General features: G+C 53.5%; 22 protein-coding genes and 1 pseudogene. 7 read left to right on the forward strand and 16 right to left on the reverse strand.

Annotation, left to right across the window (positions count from 1 at the left end; translation table 11 throughout):
• Window positions 1-26: 26 nt before the first annotated feature.
• The gene (locus SK53_RS17775; RefSeq protein WP_015570045.1) at window positions 27-644 is read right to left on the reverse strand and encodes a trimeric intracellular cation channel family protein; all 618 of its coding nucleotides are present in this window, start codon (window positions 642-644) and stop codon (window positions 27-29) included.
• 208 nt (window positions 645-852) lie between these two features.
• The gene (locus SK53_RS17780; RefSeq protein ID WP_003860907.1) at window positions 853-1716 is read right to left on the reverse strand and encodes a YicC/YloC family endoribonuclease; all 864 of its coding nucleotides are present in this window, start codon (window positions 1714-1716) and stop codon (window positions 853-855) included.
• A 125-nt stretch (window positions 1717-1841) separates the two neighbouring features.
• On the opposite strand from SK53_RS17780, the gene rph reads away from it, so the two are divergent.
• The gene (rph, locus tag SK53_RS17785; RefSeq protein ID WP_015570044.1) at window positions 1842-2558 is read left to right on the forward strand and encodes a ribonuclease PH; all 717 of its coding nucleotides are present in this window, start codon (window positions 1842-1844) and stop codon (window positions 2556-2558) included.
• A gap of 66 nt (window positions 2559-2624) precedes the next feature.
• Entirely contained in the window at window positions 2625-3266 is a 642-nt protein-coding gene (gene pyrE, locus SK53_RS17790; RefSeq protein WP_048209851.1) for an orotate phosphoribosyltransferase, read from the forward strand.
• 82 nt (window positions 3267-3348) lie between these two features.
• On the opposite strand, the gene slmA is transcribed toward pyrE, so the two are convergent.
• From slmA to coaBC, 3 genes are all read right to left on the reverse strand, one after another.
• Window positions 3349-3945 (reverse strand): nucleoid occlusion factor SlmA, encoded by a 597-nt coding sequence (gene slmA / locus SK53_RS17795; RefSeq protein WP_003860901.1) that lies wholly within the window; start codon window positions 3943-3945, stop codon window positions 3349-3351.
• A 121-nt stretch (window positions 3946-4066) separates the two neighbouring features.
• Window positions 4067-4525, reverse strand: coding sequence for a dUTP diphosphatase (gene dut / locus SK53_RS17800; RefSeq protein ID WP_015570042.1), 459 nt, complete (start codon window positions 4523-4525; stop codon window positions 4067-4069).
• Window positions 4503-5714 (reverse strand): bifunctional phosphopantothenoylcysteine decarboxylase/phosphopantothenate--cysteine ligase CoaBC, encoded by a 1212-nt coding sequence (gene coaBC, locus SK53_RS17805; RefSeq protein WP_168714451.1) that lies wholly within the window; start codon window positions 5712-5714, stop codon window positions 4503-4505. The genes dut and coaBC overlap by 23 nt, the downstream gene beginning before the upstream one ends.
• A gap of 173 nt (window positions 5715-5887) precedes the next feature.
• Between coaBC and radC the strand changes: the two genes are divergently transcribed.
• From radC to mutM, 4 genes are all read left to right on the forward strand, one after another.
• Window positions 5888-6553 carry a RadC family protein gene (gene radC, locus SK53_RS17810; RefSeq protein ID WP_006812419.1) on the forward strand — a complete coding sequence of 222 codons (666 nt, stop codon included), beginning with the start codon at window positions 5888-5890 and terminating at the stop codon, window positions 6551-6553.
• Between the two features lie 217 nt (window positions 6554-6770).
• Complete coding sequence (gene rpmB, locus SK53_RS17815) at window positions 6771-7007, forward strand: 50S ribosomal protein L28 (RefSeq protein WP_002436699.1); 237 nt, start codon at window positions 6771-6773, stop codon at window positions 7005-7007.
• Window positions 7008-7029: 22 nt separating this feature from the next.
• Entirely contained in the window at window positions 7030-7197 is a 168-nt protein-coding gene (gene rpmG / locus SK53_RS17820) for a 50S ribosomal protein L33 (protein WP_003024094.1), read from the forward strand.
• A gap of 72 nt (window positions 7198-7269) precedes the next feature.
• A complete protein-coding gene (gene mutM / locus SK53_RS17825; protein WP_003860879.1) occupies window positions 7270-8079 on the forward strand; it encodes a bifunctional DNA-formamidopyrimidine glycosylase/DNA-(apurinic or apyrimidinic site) lyase in 810 nt (269 codons plus the stop codon).
• A 2-nt stretch (window positions 8080-8081) separates the two neighbouring features.
• On the opposite strand, the gene coaD is transcribed toward mutM, so the two are convergent.
• From coaD to rfaQ, 7 genes and pseudogenes are all read right to left on the reverse strand, one after another.
• Window positions 8082-8561 carry a pantetheine-phosphate adenylyltransferase gene (coaD, locus tag SK53_RS17830; RefSeq protein ID WP_015570040.1) on the reverse strand — a complete coding sequence of 160 codons (480 nt, stop codon included), beginning with the start codon at window positions 8559-8561 and terminating at the stop codon, window positions 8082-8084.
• A 3-nt stretch (window positions 8562-8564) separates the two neighbouring features.
• On the reverse strand, window positions 8565-9335 hold the full coding sequence (locus SK53_RS17835) for a glycosyltransferase family 2 protein (protein WP_003860875.1): 771 nt from the start codon (window positions 9333-9335) through the stop codon (window positions 8565-8567).
• Window positions 9335-10609 carry a lipid IV(A) 3-deoxy-D-manno-octulosonic acid transferase gene (gene waaA, locus SK53_RS17840; protein ID WP_003860874.1) on the reverse strand — a complete coding sequence of 425 codons (1275 nt, stop codon included), beginning with the start codon at window positions 10607-10609 and terminating at the stop codon, window positions 9335-9337. The genes SK53_RS17835 and waaA overlap by 1 nt, the downstream gene beginning before the upstream one ends.
• Window positions 10610-10675: 66 nt before the next feature.
• Window positions 10676-11665: a glycosyltransferase gene (locus SK53_RS17845; protein WP_045332963.1), complete on the reverse strand. Its 990-nt coding sequence runs from the start codon at window positions 11663-11665 to the stop codon at window positions 10676-10678.
• Window positions 11666-11676: 11 nt separating this feature from the next.
• Window positions 11677-12778, reverse strand: a pseudogene (locus tag SK53_RS17850) (glycosyltransferase).
• A 2-nt stretch (window positions 12779-12780) separates the two neighbouring features.
• Window positions 12781-13908 (reverse strand): glycosyltransferase family 4 protein, encoded by a 1128-nt coding sequence (locus SK53_RS17855; RefSeq protein ID WP_045350351.1) that lies wholly within the window; start codon window positions 13906-13908, stop codon window positions 12781-12783.
• Window positions 13905-14975, reverse strand: a complete 1071-nt coding sequence (gene rfaQ / locus SK53_RS17860; protein WP_003860870.1) for a putative lipopolysaccharide heptosyltransferase III — start codon at window positions 14973-14975, stop codon at window positions 13905-13907. Before rfaQ ends, SK53_RS17855 begins: the two co-directional genes overlap by 4 nt.
• A gap of 150 nt (window positions 14976-15125) precedes the next feature.
• On the opposite strand from rfaQ, the gene SK53_RS17865 reads away from it, so the two are divergent.
• Window positions 15126-16079, forward strand: a complete 954-nt coding sequence (locus SK53_RS17865) for a polysaccharide deacetylase family protein (RefSeq protein WP_045894624.1) — start codon at window positions 15126-15128, stop codon at window positions 16077-16079.
• A gap of 26 nt (window positions 16080-16105) precedes the next feature.
• On the opposite strand, the gene SK53_RS17870 is transcribed toward SK53_RS17865, so the two are convergent.
• From SK53_RS17870 to rfaC, 4 genes are read right to left on the reverse strand one after another with little or no spacing between them, the layout of a single operon-like run.
• Window positions 16106-17317 carry an O-antigen ligase family protein gene (locus tag SK53_RS17870; protein WP_023315170.1) on the reverse strand — a complete coding sequence of 404 codons (1212 nt, stop codon included), beginning with the start codon at window positions 17315-17317 and terminating at the stop codon, window positions 16106-16108.
• A complete protein-coding gene (locus SK53_RS17875; protein ID WP_048209852.1) occupies window positions 17305-18204 on the reverse strand; it encodes a glycosyltransferase family 2 protein in 900 nt (299 codons plus the stop codon). The genes SK53_RS17870 and SK53_RS17875 overlap by 13 nt, the downstream gene beginning before the upstream one ends.
• Before the next feature lie 5 nt (window positions 18205-18209).
• Window positions 18210-19319, reverse strand: a complete 1110-nt coding sequence (locus SK53_RS17880) for a glycosyltransferase family 9 protein (RefSeq protein ID WP_045894623.1) — start codon at window positions 19317-19319, stop codon at window positions 18210-18212.
• 3 nt (window positions 19320-19322) lie between these two features.
• A complete protein-coding gene (gene rfaC / locus SK53_RS17885; RefSeq protein WP_022646632.1) occupies window positions 19323-20306 on the reverse strand; it encodes a lipopolysaccharide heptosyltransferase RfaC in 984 nt (327 codons plus the stop codon).
• Between the last annotated feature and the right edge of the window lies 1 nt (window position 20307).

The following is a 20307-nucleotide window of genomic DNA, read 5'->3' on the forward strand; positions in this document are numbered from 1 at the left end:
TTATCCGGCGCCTGCCCGTTCTGACATTAATGCGCATTGTGTTTGTAATGAAAAACGGGCAGGCCCAGCTTAAGGCGCAATGCCAGCATACGCGCGGTGAAGCCAAACAGCAGGGTGGAGATAACCACCACATCGTGGCTGGTGACATAGTGCTGCAAGGCGACATAAAGCACTGCCGCGGCAAAGGAGATGCCGGCATACAGTTCCTTCTGGAAAACCAGCGGGATACGTTTGCAGAACATATCCCGCAGCACCCCGCCAAACACGCCCGTGATCACGGCAGCAATGGTGGCGATAACCGGGCCTTCACCCATATCGAGAGCGATTTGTGCGCCAATGATGGAAAAAACAATCAGCCCAAGCGCATCCAGCACCAGGAACACGCGGCGCAGATGAGGCATCACCGGGGCCACAATCGTGGTTAGCACGGCTGCCGTTGCCACGATAATGACGTACTCAGGGTTTTTTACCCAGCCGAGCGGATAATGGCCAAGCAGGATATCGCGTACGGACCCGCCGCCGAGCGCGGTGGCTGTGGCAATGATAATCACGCCGAAGGTGTCCATACGGCGACGTCCGGCAGCGAGCGCGCCGGTCATGGCTTCTGCGGTAATGCCAATAAGATAAAGAATGTGAAGCAGCATAAACCCTCCGGAATGAAGAGAAGGAGATTAGCGATTTGTGCGGAAGATCACGATTGAGATTTTCTAAGGTGAGGGAGTTTGCCCTACAGAAAATTATCAACGCATGCCAGGCAGGCTTGATATAAGGCGGGATAGAAAGGAAGTAGGGCTAAGAAAGGATTAGAAAAAGTAATGGGTGGTATGCGAGGCAATACCACCCTGAAAGGAATTACTCGATATTCTGGATCTGCTCGCGCATCTGCTCAATCAGGACCTTCAGTTCAATCGCTGAATTGGTTACCTCTGCATTGATAGACTTAGACGCCAGCGTGTTCGACTCGCGATTGAACTCCTGCATCATAAAGTCGAGACGGCGGCCTACCGCTTCTTTCTTCTTCAGAATGTTGTAGGTCTCTTTAACGTGCGCTTCCAGACGATCCAGCTCTTCAGCCACGTCCACACGCTGCGCCATCAGCACCAGCTCTTGTTCCAGACGGTTGTTTTCCAGCTGGACTTCCGCCTCTTCCAGTTTGGCGACAAGACGCTCACGCTGCCATTGCAGCACTTCTGGCATATGAGCGCGCACTTTAGCGACTTCGGCGCTCACGCCCTCAAGGCGTTGCTCAATCATCGCTTTCAGCGCCTGGCCTTCGGTTTCGCGGGCAACGATAAAGTCGTCCAGCGTGCCGTCGAGTGCAGCCAGGATCTCAGCGGTAATCGCGTCCAGATCCTGCTCTCCGGCGGCCATCACGCCAGGCCAGCGCAGAATATCAACCGGGTTGATCTCGCCTTCATCGCTTTGCATTTTGACCCAGTTCGCCGCATTAACCAGCTGTTTTGCCAACTTTTCGTTCAGGATCAGTTCGCCCTGTGCACTGGCATCGGGCTCAAAACGCAAATTACATTCCACTTTCCCGCGGGTCAAACGCGTACGGATACGCTCACGCACCACAGGCTCCAGGCTGCGGAACTGTTCCGGCATACGGAAATACGTTTCCAGATAGCGCTGGTTTACCGAGCGCATTTCCCAGGTAGCGCTACCCCAGCTACCCTTGATTTCACGCCGGGCGTAGGCGGTCATACTGCGGATCATAGACATTCCCGTTTTTAAAGGAGAGATGGGGGGATTATAGCTTTCAGGGGCTTCTCAGGATAGGAATAAGCGTCCTTTATCCGTATAATGCGCAGCCACATTCGTTTCAAGCCGGAGAATCCATCATGCGTCCAGCAGGTCGTAGCGCCAACCAGGTGCGTCCCGTCACCCTGACCCGTAACTATACAAAACACGCTGAAGGCTCCGTGCTGGTTGAGTTTGGTGACACCAAGGTGCTTTGCACCGCGTCCATTGAAGAGGGCGTGCCTCGCTTCCTGAAAGGTCAGGGCCAGGGGTGGATCACCGCCGAATACGGTATGTTGCCGCGCGCAACCCATACCCGTAATGCCCGTGAAGCGGCAAAAGGTAAGCAGGGCGGCCGTACTATGGAGATTCAGCGCCTGATCGCGCGTGCGCTCCGCGCCGCGGTTGACCTGAAAACGTTGGGTGAGTTCACCATCACGCTGGACTGCGACGTGATCCAGGCTGATGGTGGCACGCGTACGGCCTCTATTACCGGTGCCTGTGTGGCGCTGGCAGACGCCCTGAACAAGCTGGTTGCCGCCGGTAAGCTGAAAACCAACCCAATGAAAGGGATGGTTGCTGCTGTCTCCGTTGGTATCGTTAACGGCGAAGCGCTTTGCGATCTGGAATACGTTGAAGATTCTGCCGCAGAAACCGACATGAACGTGGTGATGACCGAAGATGGTCGCATCATTGAAGTGCAGGGTACGGCAGAAGGCGAGCCATTCACCCACGAAGAACTGCTCACCTTGCTGGCGTTGGCCCGAGGGGGAATCGAATCTATTGTAGCGACGCAGAAAGCGGCGTTAGAAAATTGATTTTAAGGCGACCAATGAGTCGCCTTTTTTTTGCCTGTAAGACTGAAAAGACAAAGGAGCAAATCCATGAAATCGTATCAGCGCCAGTTTATTGAGTTTGCGCTAAACAAGCAGGTACTTAAGTTTGGCGAGTTCACGCTGAAATCCGGGCGTAAAAGCCCGTATTTCTTCAACGCCGGGCTGTTTAATACCGGGCGCGACCTGGCACTGTTAGGCCGCTTCTATGCCGAAGCGCTGGTGGATTCCGGGATTGATTTCGACCTGCTGTTTGGCCCCGCGTACAAAGGCATTCCAATCGCAACCACCACGGCAGTGGCGCTGGCGGAGCACCATGACCGCGACGTACCGTACTGCTTTAACCGTAAAGAAGCCAAAACCCACGGTGAAGGCGGCAATCTGGTAGGCAGCGCGTTGCAGGGCCGTGTGATGCTGGTGGATGACGTGATCACCGCAGGTACCGCGATCCGTGAATCGATGGAGATAATCCAGGCTAACGGTGCAACGCTTGCGGGCGTGCTGATTTCGCTCGATCGTCAGGAGCGTGGGCGCGGCGACATCTCTGCTATTCAGGAAGTGGAGTGCGATTATGGCTGCAAGGTCACGTCGATTATCACGCTGAAAGACCTGATTGCGTATCTGGAAGAGAAGCCTGAGATGGCTGATCATCTGGCGGCGGTGCGTCAATACCGCGAAGAGTTTGGCGTATAATTCAATTGCCTGGTGGCGCTGCGCTTACCGGGCCTACCCGTTCGTAGGCCGGATAAGGCGAAGCCGCCATCCGGCGATGGCGTTACTGTAACTGAGCAGCCACTAACGGCCAGCGGGCGTCAAAATCGTCCGTTGGTCGATATTTAAACTCGCTGCGCACAAACCGGGAGAGCATCCCTTCGCAAAATGCCAGGATCTGGCTTGCCAGCAGGGTCTCATCCGTATTATATCCCTCGCCTTCCCGCATTTTCTTCTCGCGCAGAACCTGACGCAGCTGGGCTTCGATACGCTCAAAAAGCTGGTTTATACGGCCTTGCAGACGATCCTGTTCAAACATCAGCGCGTGGCCGGTCAGAATACGGGTCAGACCCGGGTTACGTTCACCAAAGCCCAGAATCAGCAGCACAATCAGACGCAGACGCGTGCTGGTGTCTTTTTCATCCTTCAGAATCAGGTTGATGCGCGTGATCAGGCTGTCTTCGATAAACTCGATCAGGCTGTCAAACATCCGGGTTTTGCTCGGGAAATGACGATACAGCGCCGCCTCTGACACGCCCACAGAGGCCGCCAGTTTTGCGGTGGTGATGCGTTGACTGCCGTCGCTGGATTCAAGCATCAGAGCCAGAGATTGAAGTATTTCTTCGCGACGATTCCTTTTCGCGGTTTGTTTTTCTGCCATGTTACAAAATACCCCTGAAAATAAGCACTTGTCAGGCTGGCAACCACACAGCGACCCGCAAACTGACGTTTGCGGTTTGTTATTGCATTATGGCGCTGTGAGATGCGTGTTTGTCGGGCGGTTATTTGCGCCCGGAATGGCCGAAGCCGCCTTCGCCACGGTCGGTAGCGTCGAAGTCTGCCACCAGGTTAAATTCTGCCTGCACCACCGGTACAAACACCATCTGCGCGATACGCTCGCCCGGCTCAATGGTGAAGCTGTCCTGGCCACGGTTCCATACGGATACCATCAGCTGACCCTGATAGTCAGAGTCGATCAGGCCGACCAGGTTACCCAGCACGACGCCATGCTTATGGCCCAGGCCAGAGCGCGGCAGGATCACCGCTGCCAGTGACGGGTCAGCAATGTGAATCGCCAGCCCGGTCGGGATCAGGGTCGTTGCACCCGGCGCCAGTTCTACGGCGTCATCGAGACAGGCGCGCAGGTCAAGACCGGCAGAGCCGGAGGTGGCATACGTTGGCAGCGGAAATTGCTCGCCAACGCGCGGGTCCAGAATCTTAACGTCGATTTTTTTCATCATAACGGGTAACGATCTCGTCCAGTAAGTGTTGGCCCAGGAGTTCTTTGCGCTCAAGCGGTAAGACTTTATCTCCATCCTGCCAGAAAAGGTGCAATGCGTTGCTGTCGCTGTTAAATCCTTGCGTGGACAGCGATACGTCGTTCGCGCAAATTAAATCGAGGTTTTTGCGGGTACGTTTTTGCCGGGCATATTCTTCCACATTATTCGTTTCTGCGGCAAACCCAACAACGTAAGGACGATGAGTTTTCAGTGCGGCGACACCGGCAACGATATCCGGGTTCTTCACCATTTTTATTGTTAATTCATCGCCTTGCTTTTTAATTTTGGCGTCAGCAATAGTTTCGGCGCGGTAATCAGCGACGGCCGCACAGCCGATAAAAATATGCTGCTGTTGAGCATGTGCCTGTACGGCGGCGTTCATTTCCAGCGCGGTCGTCACATCAATACGCTGCACAAACGCAGGGGTGGTAAGCGACACCGGGCCGCTCACCAGCGTGACGTTCGCGCCGCGTTTGGCTGCCGCGGCAGCAATCGCAAAGCCCATTTTGCCGGAGCTGTGGTTGGTGATGTAACGCACCGGATCCAGCGGCTCGCGCGTGGGGCCCGCGGTAATCATGATGTTGAGATGTTGCAGATCGTTGACAGGCGAGAAATGGGCGGCGGCCATATCAACAATCGTTAATGGGTCGAGCATACGCCCTGGCCCCACGTCGCCGCAGGCCTGGCTGCCGCTGTCCGGTCCCCAAATCAGCAGGCCGCGCGAGGCCAGCGTGTCCAGATTGTGCTGGGTAGCGGCGTTGCGGTACATCTGCTGGTTCATTGCGGGCACAACCGCGACGGGCGCAGGCGTGGCGAGGCAAATGGTCGTTACCAGATCGTTCGCCATACCGGCTGCCAGGCGGGCAATTAAATCTGCCGTGGCGGGGGCAAGGATAACCAGATCGGCCCATTTCCCCAGCTCAATGTGGCCCATTGCGGCTTCGGCCGCCGGGTCGAGAAGGCTGTCGGATACCGGGTATCCCGAGACGGCTTGCAGGCTCAGTGGGGTGATAAAGGCTTTGCCGCCTTCGGTGATCGCGACCCGTACGTCGGCCCCGCGCTCGCGCAAACGGCGCACCAGGTCTGGCGTTTTATAGGCAGCAATACCGCCGCTGACGCCAAGAACGATTTTTTTACCGGCCAGGCTCATCATGATTCTTTCCTGTTGGGTTTCACCAGAGAGCGGGCATTTTATCACAATCCCTAAAACGGGGTGATGATGTCCTTAATTCACTTTGCGAGGCGTTACGCAAGAACGAAATGCCAGCATCGAACCCCGAATTTGCCTGTGGCAGCATAATGGCAAACAGAAGGAGGCCAGGCATGGAAGAGACTGAACTGCTGCTACCGCGTGAAAAAATGCTGCGTCATGGCGTCACGTTGTTAAAGGACGACGAGCTGCTGGCGCTCTTTTTACGCACAGGCACGCCGGGGAAAACGGTATTTACGCTGGCGAAAGAACTGATAGACCATTTCGGTTCACTGTATGGATTGCTGACCGCTGAGCTGGAGGCGTTTACGCACGTTGAGGGCATTGGCGTGGCGAAATATGCCCAGTTGCGGGGCATTGCCGAGCTGGCCCGGCGATTTTACAACGTGCGTATGGAGGAAGAAGACCCGATCCTCACCCCCGACATGACCCGCGAATTTCTGCAAAGCCAGCTCTCCGATCTGGAGCGGGAGATCTTTATGGTGATCTTTCTCGACAACAAAAACCGGGTACTGAAACATACCCGCCTTTTTTCGGGAACATTGAGCCACGTTGAGGTGCATCCGCGTGAAATTGTGCGGGAAGCGATAAAAGTGAATGCAGCCGGCGTGATCCTCGCGCATAATCACCCCTCTGGCTGTGCAGAACCAAGCAGAGCTGACAAAGCAATTACCGAACGTATTATCAAATGCTGTCAATTCATGGACATTCGTGTGCTGGACCATCTGATAATTGGCCGCGGAGAGTACATTTCTTTTGCCGAACGTGGCTGGATTTAGGCCTTTTCTCGCGATCCATCGGGATCTTTGTCTGTTCGGGACTTGAGCACACCGCCGAGTCAGCGTATACTACGCCACCTTTGAGAATCTCGGGTTTGGCATTTGGGCCTGGCAATCGAGAGTTCAATAGAACTATGCGATGACCGGGCTGTAAAGCCTGACGAGGCGCCGATACCCCATACGAAGCTCGAGCTAATTTGATTTTTGGAGAATAGACATGTCCCGAGTCTGCCAAGTTACTGGCAAGCGTCCGGTGACCGGTAACAACCGTTCCCACGCACTGAACGCGACTAAACGCCGTTTCCTGCCGAACCTGCACTCTCACCGTTTCTGGGTTGAGAGCGAGAAGCGTTTTGTCACCCTGCGCGTATCTGCTAAAGGTATGCGTGTAATCGATAAGAAAGGCATCGATACAGTTCTGTCCGAACTGCGTGCCCGTGGCGAAAAGTACTAAGTACTTAAAGAGGAAATAAATCATGGCTAAAGGTATTCGCGAGAAAATCAAGCTGGTTTCTTCTGCTGGTACAGGTCACTTCTACACCACCACGAAGAACAAACGTACTAAGCCGGAAAAACTGGAACTGAAAAAATTCGATCCAGTTGTACGCCAGCACGTACTGTACAAAGAAGCTAAAATCAAATAATTTTAGTCTCCTTGTATTGAAAAACCCCGCAACTGCGGGGTTTTTTGCATTCTGCATCTCAACGGAGGAACCATGCCTGAATTACCTGAGGTAGAGACCAGCCGCCGCGGCATTGAGCCCCATCTGGTTGGCGCGACTATTCTTCATGCTGTCGTTCGCAACGGGCGTCTGCGCTGGCCGGTGTCCGATGAGATCCACGCGTTAAGTGACAAACCCGTCCTGAGCGTGCAGCGCCGCGCGAAATACCTGCTGCTGGAGCTGCCTGACGGCTGGATCATTATCCATCTGGGCATGTCGGGAAGCCTGCGTATTCTTACCGAAGAGTTGCCTGCGGAAAAGCACGACCACGTTGATCTGGTGATGAGTAACGGCAAAGTGCTGCGTTACACCGACCCGCGTCGCTTTGGCGCATGGCTGTGGACCAAAGAGCTGGAAGGACACAACGTGCTGGCGCATCTCGGACCTGAGCCGCTCTCAGAGGCGTTTAACGCAGATTATCTCAAAGAGAAGTGCGCGAAAAAGAAAACCCCGATTAAACCCTGGCTGATGGATAACAAGCTGGTGGTGGGCGTGGGGAATATCTACGCCAGCGAATCGTTGTTTGCCGCCGGGATCCATCCCGATCGGCTGGCCTCCTCGCTGTCGGCGCAGGAGTGCGAGCTGCTGGTCAGAGTTATTAAAGCGGTACTGCTGCGCTCAATTGAGCAGGGCGGGACGACGCTGAAGGATTTCCTGCAAAGCGACGGGAAGCCGGGTTATTTTGCGCAGGAGTTGCAGGTTTATGGCCGTAAGGGTGAGCCGTGCAGAGCCTGCGGGACGCCGATTATTGCCACGAAGCACGCTCAGCGCGCCACGTTTTACTGCCGTCAGTGCCAGAAGTAGGGTTACTTTAGCTTTTCCATCAACGCCTGGTGGACGTTAACCGGCAGGAAGTGGGTAACGTCCCCGTGATGGCGCGCCACCTCTTTCACCAGCGAAGAAGAGATGAAGGACCACTCTTTGGAGGGCATCAGGAATACGCTCTCCAGCTCCGGCATCAGATGGCGGTTCATGTGTGCCAGCTGCATCTCATATTCGAAGTCTGCTACCGCGCGAAGACCGCGGATCAGGATATTGGCCTGCCGGTCACGGGCAAAGTTTGCCATCAAGTCGCTGAATCCGACGACCTCAACATTCGACAGATGCGAAATCGCATCGGTGGCAAGCTGCACGCGTTCGTTCAGGTCGAACATCGGCTTTTTGCTCGGGCTGGCGGCAATGGCCAGAATCACCTTGTCGAACATACACGCCGCACGGGTGATGATATCAAGATGACCGTTAGTGATCGGATCGAAGGTACCCGGATAAATCGCTTTTGTGCTCATGGCTCACGTTTTCTCTGAGTAGCCGCGGTTCAGCGCCCACAGCTCGGTGTATTTGTTAAAAGTATACTGGGCATTCACTACGGCCAGTAACCAGCCCTGTTTGCCGTCCAGCACGCCGCCACGCAGCAGCAGCGTTTTCAGAAACGCGCCCAGCGTGTGGGTGAAGATGCCGGTCAGCGTGGCCTTCTTGCCGCGCGCATGCCGCTCCTGTGCCCAGGCGGTGGCATAGTTCAGCTGTTTACGCTGGAAGCTGGCGAAATCGCGGCAGGTCAGATGAAGCAGATCGCCCGTCAGGGGGATGACCTGAGCGTTATCGCAGGCCAGAGACTCATGGACCAGGTTATCGTTGTACTGATAACGCTCGCGGGCATAGAGGCGCATCACGCGGTCGGGGTACCAGCCGCTGTGGCGCATAAAGCGGCCCAGGAAATAGTTACGACGCGCGATACTGTAGACCGCGCCAGGCTGTGGCGCGGCAAGCACCGTTTGAATGGCCTGTCGGAGTTCCGGGGTGACGCGCTCATCGGTATCGATCATCAACACGTAATCGCCCGTGGCGTAACCCTGCGCACGCTGACGCTGAATACCGTAGCCCTGCCAGTCGGTGTCGGTAAAGACTTTTGCCCCGGCTGCACGGGCAACGTCCGCCGTATTGTCCGTACTTCCGGAGTCGAGAATGACGATTTCGTCAGCCCAGGCAACAGAGGCCAGGCAATCCGGAAGCAGGTCGGCGGCGTTTTTGGCGATCATCACGACCGACAGACGCGTTGACATTAGTGGCTCCGCTGCGGCAGATAAGGTTGCAGAAGTTGCAGCAGACGGGTCAGTGCGCCCTGGTTCTGATGCAGGACTTCAACGGCGTGACGACCGTACCACAGGCGGTAATCTTCGTCAGTCAGAAGGGTTGAGACCTCTTTGACCACCGAGTCCGCATCGGTCACGGTGATTAAGCCATCGGCTTGCTGCAATTTCGCGCAGATATCTTTGAAGTTAAACGTGTGTGGACCCATCAGCACGGGAATGGCGTGGGCTGCCGGCTCCAGCGGGTTATGACCACCTCGCTCCACCAGGCTACCTCCAACAAAGGCGAGGTCTGCAATGCCGTACAGCAGCATCAGTTCGCCCATCGTATCGCCAATCACCACCTGCGTGCTGCCAGAGGGGATTTCGCCGCTGCTGCGCAGGGTAAAGCTGAAACCGCCTTTTTGCACCATCTCGCGGGCATCTTTAAAACGCTCCGGATGGCGAGGAACCAGAATCAGCAGTAAATCAGGGAATTTTTCCAGCAGCTGGCGGTGAGCCTGAAGGATAATGGCTTCTTCGCCATCATGGGTGCTGGTGGCAATCCAGACCTGGCGACGCGGCGCCCACTGACGACGCAGCGTTACCGCACGGGCGGCGAGTTCAGGGGTGACGGAAATATCGAACTTCAGGCTACCCGTGACCGCAAGCTGGTTGCGCTTCAGACCTAGGGCGATAAAGCGCGCGGCATCTTCTTCGTTCTGCGCGGCGATCAGCGTGATTTTGCTGAGCAGGCGACGCATAAATTTACCCAGCTTGCCGTACCCTTTAGCCGAGCGTTCCGACAGACGCGCGTTGGCGATAACCAAAGGAATTTTACGGGCATGCAGGGCGGAAATCATATTCGGCCACAGTTCGGTTTCCATGACGATCACCAGTTTAGGGCGCACGGTATTCAGGAAACGGTTCATGGCGCAGGGGAGATCGTACGGCAGGTAGACGTGATGCACGTCTTTACCGAAGGCAGACATCACGCGCTCTGAGCCGGTTGGCGTCATCGTGGTGACGGTGATGGGCAGTGACGGATAACGGTGGCGCAGGGCACGCACCAGTGGAATGGCGGCCAGCGTTTCCCCGACTGACACGGAATGCAGCAGAATACCGTCCGGCGCCACTTTATTGCGGCAGTAGCCATAGCGTTCGGCCCAGCGTTTACGGTACGCAGGCGCTTTACGGCTACGAAGCAACAGTCGCAGCCAAACCAGTGGCTGAATGATGTAGAGCAGGGCGGTATACAACAATTCCAAGCGATTATCCGTTTTTTTAGTTTCGGCCGGGAAATTCTAAGCATTTAAGCGTGCTAAAGCTATCTCTTATGCCAGATACCGTTTTAAACGGAAGTAGCGTCGGCCCAGGCGCCAGCGCAAACGCGGGCTTTTGGCACTTTTCCAGATGAGCTTCCAGATCCCGGTGTCGAAGAACTCTTTGATTATCATTGCTTTCTTCGCCTCATCCTTCATGTTGTCGAAGGTATGAATAATTCCCAGACCCTCTTTGGCGATTTGCCAGTGGCAGGCCGGGATATTTTTCACTTTATCCGGGTAGCGCTGGTTAATGGCATCAAGCATCTTCAGTATCTTCATGTAATGGCGCGCAGAGCGAATCAGCGTGTCGTCATTATCCGGGGTGTGCGATACCGAGGCGGAGTGAATGTAGTAGTCGTAAAAGCGTTCGCTGGTGTACTGAACGCGTTCCGCGGCAAGCAGCACCTCAGTCGTCCACGGAATATCCTGATGGCGCAGGCCAGGCTCGAAACGGAAGCCGTGCTGACGAATAAAATCGTGACGATAGATATTCAGCCAGGTCACATGCAGGAACTTACGTGAATCCAGCGCCTTTTTTAACCATGCCGCACCATTCATGACGCCCGTTGAGGCGAGCTTATCTTCAGGGAAGATAGGGCGAGACGGTTTTTTGTTATTTTCCCAGACGTAGTTGCCATTGCAGGTGGCGACATCCAGGTTCTGCTTGACGGCCATATCCAGCAGACGCTGGTACATGCCGGGTTTGAAGACATCATCAATATCCGGGAAAGAGAGATACTGCCCGGTCGCAACCGCCAGGCCGGTATTACGCGCGATGGACACGCCCTGATTAGGTTGTTCAATAACCTGCATCTGTGGCAGCTTTTCGCGCCATTTTTCGACAATTTGCATCGAGCGGTCAGTGGAGCCGTCATTCACGATGATGACTTCCATACTGTCGATGTGTTGATTTACAAGGCAGGTAAAGAACTGATCGAGAAAAGCTTCACCGTTATAAACGGCAACCACCACGCTTAATAAAGGCGCTGAATTTTGCATATGAAACCTGATTATTTTTGGTTGTCGACCAAAGCAATGTATTGCTGGCAAATGGCGTTAATACCGAACGATGCGATCGTTTCGCGATCAACAACTGGCGGAGAGGCATACAATTCTGCCAGTGTTTTCGCCAGTGATTCGTCGGTTAACGCTGTCAGACCTCGCGCCAGGGGGGCCAGTAAGGATCTCAGCAGGACCGCCAGGGCAGTTTGTACTCACCGGTGGGGTCTGACAGATAATGGACTCTACCAGTACATTACCAAAACCTTCGCAGTCGGAACTTAACACTAAAAGGCGTGCCCCTTTGATCCACGGGTAGGGGTTGGTTTCGAACGGTCGGAAGACGATCTTGTTTTCAATTCCCAGCTTAGCGGCAAGCTGTTTAAGCTGGTTTATTTTCGCGTCAGAACCTTTGCCCATCAACACCAGCGATGCGTCGATCTTGCTCAGCGCAAACGCCCGCAGCAGCCGGTCGTGACGTTTGTGTTCATGAAAACGGCCAACGTGGATAATGTAATCCTGCCCCTGCATCTCAAAGGGCGCTTCCGCCAGACGCTGAATTTCAGGGATATCAAAGGGGTTATGGATAACCGCTTTGCGCCGCAGGGGGATCGCGAGTACTTGAGAGAGGTCGTGCAGCACGGCGCCGGAAACCGCCACCACGTTGCGGTTTTCATAGGTATGCCGAATTTTATAATGCTTAAACCAGCGAGAAAGCCCGCTGCGATGGCGCAAATAGGAGAAGGAGAACATCCCGTGAACGCAGAACCAGACCTTATCCCGATCCAGCACGCGGCTGTGCGCCACGATACGGTCGGTTTTATGCAGATGCGAGAACACGACGTCAAATTTACCGCTGCGTTCTGCCTTCTCGATGGCGCGATCCAGCAAACGGGCGCGACGCGGGATCTCGGTCAGCTTCCGCCAGGGTTTTTTACAGGTATCCTGCACAATCTGAAAATCGATGCCTTCCGGAATGGCGTAGTCGCACACCTTCCGTAAGGAGAAAAGGGTGACCTGATGCCCCAGTTCTGTCAGTCCGCTGGAGAGGGTGAGAACCGTTTTTTCGGCTCCTCCACCGGGTAAACCATCAATAATCATTAGGATGCGCATTATTAATCCAGTAATTTTTGATAAAGCGAAATAAGCTGACTTGATAGTTTTTCAGGGGTTGCTTCTCTGACGCGTTCACGCGCCGCAAGCCCCATATTATTATTTTTTTCCAGTGAAGGGATGGACATGACGGCCTCCTTCAATGTGTGGATATCAAGTGCATCACAGTAAAACCCGTTCTGGCCTTGCTCAATAAATTCTGAACCACCGCAACTCTCTGACGTAATGACGGGCAATCCACAGGCCATTGCTTCAAGTATGACGTTAGGGAAAGGATCATACAGCGTCGGCAGCAGTAAACCATCAGAAAGCTGATAAAATGGCAGCGTCTCTTTTTGCATCCCCAGAAAACGGATTTGCCTTTCACAGCCTAATGAACGGGCGAGGTCGCGATAACGGCTTTCCGCTTTATCCTGACCGACCACAACCAGCCACGCCGATGTTCCTGCTATAGCCCGAATAGCGCTTGCCAGCCCCTTGCGTTCAAACCCTGAACCCACGAAGCAGAAAATGACGGCATCAGCGGGTAAGCCAAATTGCTGACGCAGTACAGCGCGTTGTCTCTCTTCTGCCGGAACGAAGCGGCTGGAATCTATTGAATTATAAATCACATGTATCTTTTTTGCGTCAATATCAAAGTCTTCGACGATTTCGCGTTTGATCATCTCCGCATTACAGATAACGGCTTTCAACTCGGGAGCCTGGTACATTTCACGTTCTGCGTTCATCACGTAGCGGTGATAACGATCGTGCATAAGCAGCTTCGCACGCCAGGCGGGAAGAATACGCGTACGCTGTAGCAGCCAGCGTCGATGTACACCATCCCCGGCGCGGTAAATATCGCAGCCCGGAATACGTTCGTGGCTCTGGACAATATCAAACTGCTGTTGCTGCCACAGCGCGCGTGCGGCGTGTGCAAAGCCGCGCTCACGGCTGATGCGGCCCCACTTTCGTGGATCGCAAATATGAATATGCCAGTCGTCCTGCTTTTCGCCCTGCCACTCGCGGGTGATGACGTTGAGCTCAAGATTTTGATTGCTCAGCGCGGTAAGTGCCCTGGAGACAAAACGTTCTGCTCCTCCATCCGGACGATATTTTTGGCGCACAATGGCCAGACGATGAAGCTTCATTGCAGGTATCTCCTTGCGGCGGAGACGACAGCATCAACGGGGATGGCGTCGAGATAACGTTCCGTCGTTTTTGTATCAATGGCGTCAGGGTTGGGAAGCGGGCCGTAGTTACCTGCCCAGATGACCTCGCCGTTAACCTGCCATGGCGACCAGAACGTCAATTTTGACGGGCCAAACAGCGCCACGCAGGGCGTCTGAAGGGCGGCGGCCATGTGCATGGGTACGGAGTCAACGCCAATGAACAGGATCGCGTGATCGATTAGCGAGGCCAGCTGGCGCAGGGTTAACTGCCCTGCCAGCGATACAACACCCGTCTGCGGGGAGGCGGCAAGAATGCGGTCAATCATCGCCAGCTCTTTCTTATCCGGTCCCGCCGTAAGGACGATAGTGTGGCCGTCCTGCTGCAACGCGGCGATAGTTTGCGCCATTTTGCCTTCGTCCCAGCACTTAAAGAACCAGCGTGACGTGGGTTGAATAACGATGTAGCGGTCTCCCACGCCCTTTTGTGTCAGCTTTTGGTGAGCATGGCGCCAGTCATCCGCGCTGTAAGCCATGGTGACGGTAGGGTTGGCCATTACCGGCAGCGCTGACAGTATGGAGAGATTTTGTTCAACGGTGTGCAGCGACTGATGGCTGGCGACCGAGACCAGTTCACTGTGACAAAAACGCCAGAAGGCATTCTTGCGCTTGTTAAAAGCGAACCCGAGCCGAACCGGTGCGCCGGTGAAGCGGGTAACAATCGCGCTGCGCCACTGATCGGCAAGATTGATCACCAGATGATAATGCTGAGCGCGTAAAGCACGAAGCAACTGCCACTCTTTTTGCAGGTGCTTCAGCGTCCCCAGCTGCTTCCATTTACGATCGATACCATAGATCGTCCCGATTGCCGGATGCGCGGCGAGCATGTCTCGCGTCTCTTCATAGAGAAGCACGTCGATTTGGGCTTCAGGCCATTTCTGGCGTAATGAATTGATGACGGGGGTGGTGAGTAACATGTCGCCATGATGGCGAAGTTTGATCAGTAAAATGCGCAAATCAGGCGTGTCAGGTAAGTTATTCATCATCATCTTATCGGCGTTGTACTATTGGCAATTCTAATAGACCTGGTAACGACTTGCACTCTTTCTCCATAATGTCAGGAATTTCCCTGGAAGGGTTTACTCCTGCTTTCGGGCGTGCGTAACATAGCGCTAACTATTTTGTCTTGCGGACTTATTATGAAAAAACCAGCGTTTATCATCACGATCGATACCGAAGGGGATAATCTCTGGCAGAACCACCGGGTGATCAAAACGGAAAACGCGCGCTACCTGGCGCGGTTTCAGGCGCTTTGTGAACGCTTCGGCTTTAAGCCCGTCTGGCTGACCAACTACGAGATGGCCGTCGAACCGGTATTCATTGAGTTCGCGAAAGAGGTCATAGCCTGCGGCCAGGGTGAGGTGGGAATGCATCTCCATGCCTGGAATAGCCCTCCGGAGCACGATCTGACCGGTGATGACTGGCGCTGGCAGCCTTATCTGATTGAGTTTTCAGACGAGGTCATGCGTGAGAAAGTGCTGTTCATGACCCGCTTACTGGAAGAGACTTTCCAGACAAAAATGCTCAGCCATCGCGCCGGGCGCTGGGCATTCGACAGCCGTTACGCCCGGTTGCTGATTGAGCTGGGGTATCAGGTAGATTGTTCCGTTACGCCGCGCGTGAACTGGCGCAACGCGAAAGGTGCCCCGCAGGGTAATGGCGGAACGAATTACCAGCATTTTCCCGATCGCGCCTATTTTTTGGACGTAGACGACATTTCCCGGCCGGGAAACAGCCCTCTCCTCGAAGTGCCGATGAGTATCCAGTATAAACACCCGGCATGGCTGAATTCCCTGAAGCAGGGTTACGATCGTCTGCGCGGTAAATACCGTTCTCCGTCAGTTAACTGGTTACGCCCGTCCGGCGGTAACGCGCAGGAGATGATTAAGGTTGCGCAGCAGTGCCTGGCTCAGGGGAATGACTACGTAGAGTTCATGCTGCATTCGTCGGAATTTATGCCTGGCGGCAGCCCTACTTTTAAAGACCAGGCCGCGATTGAGGGACTGTATCAGGATCTGGAGCAGCTCTTTACCTGGTTATCAGATAAGACCGTGGGGATGACGCTTGCGGAGTTTTACCAGTACAAAAAATAGTTATGCCCGCCAGGCGGGCATATTTGTTATTGCTGCTTTGTTTGTGAGAAAGGTGTACTTAACGCAAACAAAATCATAAAGAAGATTAAGGCTTCTGAACTGAGCAGTATGACATCCGTCAGTCCATACAAAAGCAAAAGAAGCATTGACGTTAGCAGCAGCGCGTTTCTGTTTCGTAGGGCATACGCAATCATCGAAACGAAGAAAAAGAGCATTACCGCTACGCCGGGGATCCCCTGCAAAGAGTATTTCTCAATAAATTCATTATGCAGATGAACTTTGATGTATTCGAGTGCACTGCCAAGGTGCGGATGTCCGTCTTTAATATACTGCCGCGTCCACGCTTCACGCTGTTCCAGCGATTGCCCTAACGGATGCGCAAGACCATTCTCGATCCCGACAGTCCACATCGAAAAACGTGCGCCCAATGACGTGCGGTCAAAACCTTGTTGATAACGTTCAACCTCACGTTGGGTTTGTTTAATTTTCGGCGAAATCAATGGCTTGTAGCTAACGATTACAACGCCTGCAACAATGCATAGAAAGATGAGGGCGGATTTAAGATGAATCTTTCTGAAATGATAAAGCGTGAGCACAATTGCCAGAAGCAGATATAAACCCATCGCAGCACGGGTCCCCGTCAACAGTATGACGAAGTAAGAGATTAATATAGTGAAGCCCGCAACAACATACAGCTTCACGTTCTGTTGAAGGTAAAGACTGTATACGAAAGCCAGTGACAGGACAGAATAAACATAGGCTGAAACGGTGGCACGGTTAATTGCCATCTCAACGCGAGTCATACCTTGTGAGGCCTGCCACAAGCCATACCCTGTGGCGAGCACAAACCCTAAGGCCGTTGCGAAGAAGAAAAATTTCCTGAAGGTGTCCTTATCGATATAAAACTTAAAGCGGTCAATATAGAAAATCAGGACACTCGCTAAAATTAATTTTTTGCTGGCACCGAGATAGTCGCTGTAAAGGTTGAGTCCCTCGTTATGATACTCATAGAGTAAATACCAGCCGAGGTTAAGTAATCCAATCAGCAGAATGGGCAGCGCTATAGTAAAAGGTCGCAGAGTGATTTTTTTATATTCGAAAGCCAGGCCAATAATACTGACGTAAATAGCAATATAGAAAAACTCTCTTTGCTTCCCTGAACTGACTAAAGCCAGTATCAAAGAGATGAGGCTCAAAGCGATCGTCAGTTGATAGAGCCGTGGTTTTATTTTTTCCATAATGCCTCAATAACCCTTTTTTTATAGCTAAAACGAACATCGGTGGAGAGGAAAAAAGACAATGTATACATGGCCTTTACGCGTTGTTTCACGAGCTGCAATTGTTGGTCTGTAAGACAGGACCGATGGTTGCTGTAAATATCAAACCAGTGGCAATTGACGAGATGCTTGTAGCTTGACGGAAATGTTCTTTCCATCTGTAACGTGCATTCGACAAGCGTTGAAATTTTGCTGGCGTCCAGAGTGCTCGACAAACTGTCGCGACGCTTGATGTAATAATAATGCCCCTGGCGTTGATAGACTATTTTGTTCGATTGCATCAGCATTCCAGGGAAGACAGCGAAATCCTCATAACATAACATCGGAGGAATAGGGTTACTCTCGTACAGGCTACGATGAATAAACTGGCCAATGAGATGTGCCTGAAAGTCTTTATGGCGTAAGAAACGAGCGACTGCTTCATTTCGTGGCAATGGCACAGGATTAAATCCCTGCCAGTCTGAAGTCATTTTCCGGGGATCGCGAATCTCAAGCAAACGTGCCAGTAACATATCCGGACGTTGCGCTTTCAGGAAGGCTATTGCGTCCCCGAGGCTGCCCGGCTTTAAGCAATCGTCACTGTCGAGCATCGTAATATACTCTCCCGATGCCAGCGCGACAGCGCTGTTTCGTACCCGGCCTACGTTACGAAAGTTCACGGTGCGCGTGATGATCTGAGGAAATTTCGGCGACCACTCTTCAATTATTGCCTGCGTGGCATCCTCAGAACTGTCATTGAAAATAATGACTTCAGTGTCCTGACCGATTGCTGCCAGCAGGCTTGAAAGCGTGGCGTGCAGCGTAGCTTCAGCGTTATGCGCAGCAATAATGACGCTTAAAAAAGCCATAAAAATTAGTTTCCTTGAGCGTCGGTAGCGCTAGCCAGTGAGCGGGCTTTGGGTAATGTACGGACAAACTGCTGAAGATCGTGTAACGCGGAGTCAGTGACAGAGAATAGCGCTTCCCGTTCTTGCGGGAAGTAATAGCGCGTTTCAAACACATAAGAACAAATGTTGTCGTCATTCCCGATCAGCATCACATTGCCAAGCGGACGCTGTTCGTAATGACAACACGGTCCAAACAGCAGGACCACCGGCACGCCGACGGCGTCTGCGATATAGACATTCCCCGAGTCAGACGCGATATAGCAGTCCATCTTTGAAATGGCCCAGGGAAGCTCTTCTAGCGAAATTTTGCCAATAAGATTAATAAAATTAGGGATTTCACCGTAAAGGCGGGTGATATCATCCATCCACGACTGTTCGTTTGGCGCGCCGAAGACATAAAACTCGCAGGGTAAATCAGCGAGTTGATCAACAATCCGCTTCCAGATAACCGGAGGGACGGTTTTGGCTTTATTGCCTGCCGCAATACTGATGCCGATGCGGATAACGTCAGGTTTATCAAGAATAGCCGGCCAGGTCGTCGGCTTGAAGAGCGGCTTTGTGGCGTGCTTGGGAGAGTCTTGCCATGTGAGCGAGCGGTCGGCCAGTTTCAGGTAGTTCGTCACCGAAAGCGTTTTTTTGCCATGCTCAACGGTACCGTTGGCCGCGAGATAGAAAATCCCGTGATACCACCTGCGCGTGTAAATGCTTAAAAATTGTTTGTTTTTGGCATTGCAGACGGCGGCAAAAAAGAGGTTCACGCTGTTGGGCTGTAGCAGGTAGACGTTGTCGTAGCGGTTCATGATCCTGCACGCGAAGCACAGTTTACGCCACAGGTTGCGCTTATGCTGCTCAATAAAATAGATCTGCTCGATAGTCTCATCATGCTTCGCCAGCGCGCCAACGCTGCGACTGATCAACACATCGCTTTTTTGCAGCCAGGCCAGAAGAGGCGTCGCATTAATAAAGTCACCGATTTTGGCTGTTTGAATGACAAGGTTCTTGCCCGTGTCCTTTCGAAACAGCTTCCGGATGAGTTTCACCGGAAAGAGTAAAATCAGCAGAAATACATAACTCATGGGTTAAATATCCCTGTTGGAAAGCCGATGGCTGCCCTGTAAAAATGAAAAAATAGCATCTGCGCTAATATCCTTCGTTTGTTGCGTAGGGCTGACCATCTGATGCTGGTTTTTACCGTAACCCCCGATCAACCCCGGATCGGTCGGGCCGAAAATCGTGATATTAGGTCGATCCAGTGCGGCGGTTAAATGGCTTAACCCTGTATCCACAGAAACGACGGCGTTTGCGCCCGCCAGCTGTGCGGCAACTTGCGCCAGTGTGAGTTTGGGTAACACCTCGACATGGGAAAAACCGGCTGCCAGACGCTCCGCACGCTGACGCTCATGTTCAGCGCCCCACGGGAGTTTAATATGGATACCGCAAGGTTGCATTAGTTCAATCAGCCTTCGCCAGTGCGTTTCCGGCCAGTGCTTATCGTCGCGCGTTGTGGCATGCAGGAACACCAGATACGGCTCGGCATGCTCCTCCGTCTCGCGCAAAAAATGCTGTGCAATAGCGTAGTCACCCTGGGCTTCAGGTTTTGCATAGCCCAGGCTTTTCGCGAACAGCTCGCGGGTGCGCTCCACGGCGTGCTGTTGTTTCGCAATATGGTGTCGACGGTTATAGAACAGGCTCGCCAGCGGTTCGCGGGCGGTTTGCCAGTCCATGCCGTGCTTTACGCCGTGCGCCAGACGCGTGACCAGCGCGGCGCTTTTCACCAGCCCCTGGGCGTCGACGATCGCGTCGTAACGCCGGGCCTGCACCGCTTCGCGGAAGGCTTTGCGTTCGGCTTTAATCGGTGCGGAGAACCACGCTTTGCGCCAGCGGCGAATGGCCACCGGGATCACGCGATCAACCGCTTCATGCCAGGTGGGGATCTGCGCGAAGCCTTCTTCCACCACCCAGTCAAAACGGATGCCGGGAATGGCCCGCATGGCGTCCGTCAGCGACGGCAGCGTATGCAGAACATCACCCATTGAGGAGGTTTTAACGATCAATACCCGCATC

Origin of the sequence: Enterobacter sp. MGH119, from assembly GCF_001037675.1 — a bacterium.
In the GTDB taxonomy this organism is placed as follows: domain Bacteria; phylum Pseudomonadota; class Gammaproteobacteria; order Enterobacterales; family Enterobacteriaceae; genus Enterobacter; species Enterobacter hormaechei_C.